This is a genomic window from Roseibium sp. (assembly GCF_025698965.1).
Lineage (GTDB): Bacteria > Pseudomonadota > Alphaproteobacteria > Rhizobiales > Stappiaceae > Roseibium.
Map to the genome: position 1 here is coordinate 1 of NZ_JAILWL010000443.1, position 5,533 is coordinate 5,533.

A 5,533-nucleotide genomic window follows, 5' to 3' on the forward strand; every position below is an offset into this window, starting at 1 on the left:
CCATTATCGACCGGGAATCAGTCGGTCTAGGTTTTGTTGCCTATTCCTTCGTCAAACTCGCCGTTCCCAGCAGGGAAAATATGGAGACGTTTGACAAGCTTGTGCATCACTGGCCGGAGGTGGTCACATGCGAACGCATCACCGGTGCAGTGGACTACCTGATCAAGGTCGTCACCGATGATATCAAAACCTACGACAATTTTCTTCGTTTGAAGCTTCTGGACAATACGCTTGTTTCAGACGTGCAGTCGCGCATTGTCGTCAATACCGTCAAGGACACGGTTGCCTTGCCTCTGCGCGAAAACTGAATTTTGGTCTCCGCACAATCCCGCACACCTATAAATCGGACCGCGGACCACGGCCATGTCCGTGGTTTCGCCCTGAGTTGGTTTTCCCGATAGTCAGGATCAATCGTCTTCAACCCGGGTCACGAGCCCGGTCTGGGGATCGATCTTAATCTCAAGTTTATCGCCCTCAAGCGTCACTTCGGCTTCGATGCGATCCGTCTTGACTTCGATCTCACGGATCACGTAGCCGTTGTTTTCCAGGCTCTTGGCAATATCCGAGACAGACAGTCCAATCCTGTCTCCGGCCCGGATTTCCGCAAACGCGTTTGCGTTGAAACAAAGAAACACGGTTGAGGCGAGTATGCCTGCCTTGGTCAGCTGGCTGGATGAGATCATTTTGTTTCTCCTGGATTGCTCGGCCCTTCTGCCAAACTTGAGAAACGAAATGGGTCTGCCGGATTGATTTACAAATTACAATTTGGACAGGGTATCGTACTCAAAAACGTATGTCCCTGGATTGGCGCCGAGGCGCATGTTGACCTTCTCACGATTGCGTTTCTGCGACCGGCACGGCTTTTTCCTTTTGTTCATCAAGAGCGCCATAAAGCAGTTCATCGATAAACAGGGACAGCAATTGGGTGCGCCCGGAGACACCCGCCTTTCTGTAAATGGCGTTGCACTGGGCTTTGACGGTTCCTTCCGCCGTTTTTCGAACGGAGGCCATCTCGGCAATCGAAAACCCTTTCAACGCCAGCAGGGCAACGTCTCCTTCCGACGGGGTCAAACGCCAGCTTTCAAAGTGCTCTTCCAGCAGATTTGCAAACGCGCCCGAGGCCACCTTGACCTGTTGCTCCAGTCGTTTTTGGCGCGTCATGACCCTGCGTACTTCCAACGCGGAGCCGATCAGACTTACAACGAGAACTATGATGACGAGGTTCTCCAGAACGTCCGCGCCAATCAGCGTCGTCTGCGTTTCTCCCAAGATAAGATCCATTGCCTCCTCCGAAACAAGAAAAAGCACACAAGCCGATTGCAGTCCGATAAGAAGCCAGGGCCAGGCGGTTTTCCAACGGTCGAAGGGAGACATATTCGTTCCTAAAAGCTCTCGGGAAGCACTTAGATGTTTCGGTAGGCCGGTCTAGTTTCAAGGTGGTACCTTTCAACCGATCTGAGACCAAACGCGAAGCAGCAGTGCAAGATTGTATTCTCTTGTCGAAGGGCCCCGACCGCCAGGAGGGGCAATCCTGGGTGGGTGCGGCCGGGGTGGCTCAGTCAGATGTTAGTCGTCGTCTTTGTCGCCGTCATCTTCGTTTTCCAGCTCCAATTCAAGAACCAGACCGGATTTGGCATCGACAACAACTTCCAACTCCTGGCCATCCTTTGAGACTTCGGCTTCAAGCTTGCCGTCCTCTGTCTCAAATTCTTCGACCGTGTAACCCTGACTGGTCAACGCAGTGCGAATGTCTTCTTCCGTTGTACCGAGCTGGTCGCCCACGGATACGGCAGCCAGAGCCGCCATGGTGCTGGCGACAATGCCGGTTGCGGAAAGAAGGGTAACTGCGGAAGATTTGAACGGGGTTTTCATGTGGGGCATTCCTTTGACTGTTTGGAGGTCAGATCACCAACGAACCACTCGCTGGCTTGCCCTCATTTGTGGTCAGGAATGTCCTCGATGCCATAACCGAAAAGCTTATAAACCCGGCCATAAACCAAGGTTTACGAGTATCTTTCGCAGGTTTAGGGCCTGTTTATGAAAAGACCGTCTGGTCACCTGTGTCTGAATTTCGCTCTTGCAACAGCTTGGAACCGAATTCAGGCTCACTACCCTAGGACCTGAACCGTTCAGGCGAAAAACCCGTCAAATCCACTTCGGACGTCTTTCCGGCAATCTTTTCCGCAAGAAGTCGTCCTGTCACAGGGCCCAGAGTAAACCCGTCATGAGCGTGGCCGAAATTGAGCCAGATGCCCCGGTTCTTCGGTGATGCACCAATAACCGGAAGCGAGTCGGGCAGGCATGGGCGGGATCCCAGCCAGGGTTCGTCCTGAAGTGCCTCCCCTAACGGGAACAACTCTTCCGCCCGCCTTTTCGTGAGCCTGATGACATTGAGGTTTGGCGGTGCGTCGCGATCCGCCAGTTCGACCCCTGTAGTCAAACGGATGCCCTTGTCAGTCGGTGTCAACGCAAATCCATTGTCAACGTCAACGACCGGGCGAGACAAAGAAGCTCCGGCCTGAGGCTGAAAATGCATGTGATATCCGCGTTTCACCGCAAGTGGATAGCTTTCACCCATCCGTTTGAGTACATCCATCGACCAGGCCCCGAGGGCAATCACAACATGGGGTGCATAGATAGAGCTGCGCTCACACTCAAGTACCCAGCCACCTCTCTGCTGCTCCAGTTTTCTTGCATCCCCCCGCAGATATGTCCCACCTTCCTGGACAAATCCTCGCCAGAATGCGTCGACAACGGCACCGGGATTTGAAACCGAACCGCTCTCCATCCAATGGATTGCCTTGAGATCCGGTAGCTTGAGCCCTGGTTCAAGCTTGGCAATTGCCGACGACGCCATTTCTTTATAGTCGACGCCAAAAACCCGCGCGTAGTAGCGCTCGACCTCACTTTTCCTGAATGAGACATCACTGCGATAAACGTGCAGCCATCCACCTTTCCTGTAGAATCTGTCGGCGATCGTCGAGCGGGCAAGATCGAGATGATCCTTCAGCGCCAGAGCCCGGAGCGGTGCAATCGTTTTGGCATAGTGTTCGACGCTGTTGCCGCTGCTCGCAAGGTGATAGCGACGCAACCAGGGCAACAGGCGTATCACCGTGCCTAGATCATAGGAAGCAACACTGGATTGCTTGAGAAGGATGCTGAGCAACTGTTTCGGTTCTGTCGGTATTCCATAAGGAGCAAAACCGTCACATTGAATGATCCCGGCATTCCCGAACGAGGCTTCTCCACCGGCCTGGCTCCTGTCGACCAGGGCAACGTCAAGTCCCAGCCGATGCAGATGCAAGGCCGTCGATACCCCGACAATACCCGCACCAAGTACCATGACATCGAATTTTTGGTATTGCATTGGCTGCTTTGTCATATTTGTTCCGGCTGAAACGTGATGCCGTTTGATCTGGCGTCCGGGTCCCGGATCCTTTAAGAGGCGCTAGGCACCTGCCATTTGCCCGTGTTCTGGAGACAAGTTTAGATGATTCGAATGATCGCGGCAGGTTTAGCTTGGACGGGCCGTCACGGTACGGCAGCTCTTGCCGTCAGCATTTTCATCGGCATGGCTGTTCCGGCGCTCTCCGCCTACCTGCGTCCCTATCTGACCGTCGCGGTATTCAGTCTTTTGACGCTTGCCTTTCTTCGGGTTGACCAGCACGCAATCAAGATGCGGCTGCGGCGGCCGACGCTCCTCATAGCAGCCCTTGTCTGGATGATGCTGGGAGCTCCGTTTCTGACCTATCTTGTGATCGAGTTTGCAGGCCTTTCCGACTATGGATCTGATCTCGTCCTCGCGCTCTACATTTCTACAGCCGCTCCTCCGGTCATGGCAGCGCCCGCATTCATCTACCTGCTTGGTCTCGACGGCACCCTCAGCCTTGCGCTCTGTGTCGCGGCAATGATTTTGACCCCCCTGACTGCCCCCGTTATCGGCGAATTGATGCTCGGCGCCGCATTGCCGCTGAGCGTTGGCGGTTTGGCCACCCAACTCTCCATGCTTCTGGCCGGAGCTTTCCTCATCTCTTTGGCCATTCGAAAACTTGCCGGGCAAGAACGCCTGTCACGCAGCTTACTTCACATCAGCGGATTGAACGTACTCCTGCTTCTGTTCTTTGCTATTGCCGCGATGGACGGTGTTGCGGCAAGTTTCGCAAACAAACCACTCTTCACGCTTGGTTTGACCTCCCTCACCTTTCTCCTTGCCTTCATCCAGATCGCGCTATGTCTCATCCTGTTTGCGCCGGCTTCCCGGGAAGATGCCTATGCCATAGCCCATACCTGCGGCACCCGTAATATGGGGCTGATGGTCGCCGCTCTTGGAGGCACTTTGCCGGAATTCACATGGCTGTGGTTCGCCGTCGGACAATTCCCGATCTACACTCTGCCTTTGGTGCTGAAACCCTTTGTCCGCGTATTCTGCCGTCTAAACGCAAAAACTGTGACGCAGCAGACCTGACAGCGATACGATTTGTGCTTAGGTCCTCGCGACAATTGGAAGTCGAAGGAGTACAAGGTGCCTGTCTTATCCCCATATCTGAAAGCCTGTCTATTTCCGGCGGTCCGAAACATAGCCGCTCTCCTATGTGTTCCGCTCCTGGTTTCCGTCGCCCATGCCGCTGACGATGCGGACGTTCAAATACTCGGCTTTTCCAAGGCCGGTGATTATTTCGCCTTTGAGCAATATGGCATCCAGGACGGCTCCGGATTTCCATACTCTGAAATTTTCGTTCTCGACGTGATTGGCGACAGTTGGGTGAAACCCTCGCCATTCCGCCGTCGCGACGACATCAACGACAGGGACGTCTATGACGGAGACACCTTCTTGAGTGAAACCCGCGCCAAGAACAGAGCGACCGCGCAACCTCTCCTGCAGAGCAGGAAGATAGCAGGCAAGGGAAAGACGGTCGGGTTCAATCCGCGCACGGAACTCACTTCCGATCCCCACAAGATGATCGTCGCGCCAACCAACACCTATCCATTCGAAGACAAGCCCCTTGAGTTGACACTGGATGAATATCCGATGTCTTCCAGCGAATGCGCCAATTACGGAACTGAGACCAAGGGCTTCCGGCTGACCATGAAATATCAGGGGATCGCCCGGACTCTCCACGAGGACAAGTCGGTACCCGACAGCCGCATTTGCCCGCATGCCTACCGTATCGAGCGCATCGTCACCCATTTCCCGGAACAAGCACCGCCCGTGTTTGCCATCCTGGTCCAGATGGAAAGCTTTGGTTTCGAGGGATCGGACCGCAGATATCTGGCGATAACGGGACGACTTTGACCCTCTAAACCGATTGAGAGGCATGCCTGCATCTTGCCCTCAAAGTTCAGAAGTGTTAGCGCGGCAGCATCTAGGCTAAGCGGATCGAGCTCGGTTCGCATTGACCAGTCCGGGAGACAGACATGCCGCGCGACATCATAATCGCTCCTTCCATCCTCGCCTCTGACTTTTCCAAACTCGGCCAGGAGGTCCGCGATGTGGTGAAGGCCGGTGCCGACTGGATCCATCTGGACGTCATGG

Annotated in this window: 7 protein-coding genes and 1 pseudogene; 4 read left to right on the forward strand and 4 right to left on the reverse strand. The window is 54.5% G+C overall.

Features of this window, described 5'->3' with window-relative positions:
- Positions 1-308 (forward strand): Lrp/AsnC family transcriptional regulator (locus K5905_RS26465; RefSeq protein ID WP_297589814.1); only part of this gene is annotated, 308 nt, incomplete at its 5' end.
- A gap of 99 nt (positions 309-407) precedes the next feature.
- Here the strand turns inward: K5905_RS26465 and K5905_RS26470 are convergent.
- The 4 genes from K5905_RS26470 to K5905_RS26485 form a co-directional block, all read right to left on the reverse strand.
- Positions 408-683, reverse strand: a complete 276-nt coding sequence (locus K5905_RS26470) for a PepSY domain-containing protein (RefSeq protein WP_297589817.1) — start codon at positions 681-683, stop codon at positions 408-410.
- A gap of 148 nt (positions 684-831) precedes the next feature.
- Positions 832-1,281, reverse strand: coding sequence for a LuxR family transcriptional regulator (locus tag K5905_RS26475; RefSeq protein WP_297589820.1), 450 nt, complete (start codon positions 1,279-1,281; stop codon positions 832-834).
- A 285-nt stretch (positions 1,282-1,566) separates the two neighbouring features.
- On the reverse strand, positions 1,567-1,872 hold the full coding sequence (locus K5905_RS26480) for a PepSY domain-containing protein (RefSeq protein ID WP_297589822.1): 306 nt from the start codon (positions 1,870-1,872) through the stop codon (positions 1,567-1,569).
- 241 nt (positions 1,873-2,113) lie between these two features.
- Entirely contained in the window at positions 2,114-3,382 is a 1,269-nt protein-coding gene (locus K5905_RS26485) for an FAD-binding oxidoreductase (RefSeq protein WP_297589825.1), read from the reverse strand.
- 108 nt (positions 3,383-3,490) lie between these two features.
- Between K5905_RS26485 and K5905_RS26490 the strand changes: the two genes are divergently transcribed.
- The 3 genes and pseudogenes from K5905_RS26490 to K5905_RS26500 all read left to right on the forward strand — a co-directional run.
- The gene (locus K5905_RS26490) at positions 3,491-4,465 is read left to right on the forward strand and encodes a sodium:proton symporter (RefSeq protein WP_297589827.1); all 975 of its coding nucleotides are present in this window, start codon (positions 3,491-3,493) and stop codon (positions 4,463-4,465) included.
- A gap of 57 nt (positions 4,466-4,522) precedes the next feature.
- Positions 4,523-5,293 carry a DUF2259 domain-containing protein gene (locus K5905_RS26495; RefSeq protein WP_297589828.1) on the forward strand — a complete coding sequence of 257 codons (771 nt, stop codon included), beginning with the start codon at positions 4,523-4,525 and terminating at the stop codon, positions 5,291-5,293.
- 122 nt (positions 5,294-5,415) lie between these two features.
- Positions 5,416-5,533 (forward strand): annotated as a pseudogene (locus K5905_RS26500) (ribulose-phosphate 3-epimerase); the annotation flags it as partial.

Excerpts from the sequence above, each read along its gene's own strand:
- K5905_RS26490 (WP_297589827.1), top strand. The coding sequence starts at position 3,491 with ATGATTCGAATGATCGCGGCAGGTTTAGCTTGGACGGGCCGTCACGGT.
- K5905_RS26470 (WP_297589817.1), bottom strand. The coding sequence starts at position 683 with ATGATCTCATCCAGCCAGCTGACCAAGGCAGGCATACTCGCCTCAACC.
- K5905_RS26485 (WP_297589825.1), bottom strand. The coding sequence starts at position 3,382 with ATGACAAAGCAGCCAATGCAATACCAAAAATTCGATGTCATGGTACTT.
- K5905_RS26475 (WP_297589820.1), bottom strand. The coding sequence starts at position 1,281 with ATGGATCTTATCTTGGGAGAAACGCAGACGACGCTGATTGGCGCGGAC.
- K5905_RS26480 (WP_297589822.1), bottom strand. The coding sequence starts at position 1,872 with ATGAAAACCCCGTTCAAATCTTCCGCAGTTACCCTTCTTTCCGCAACC.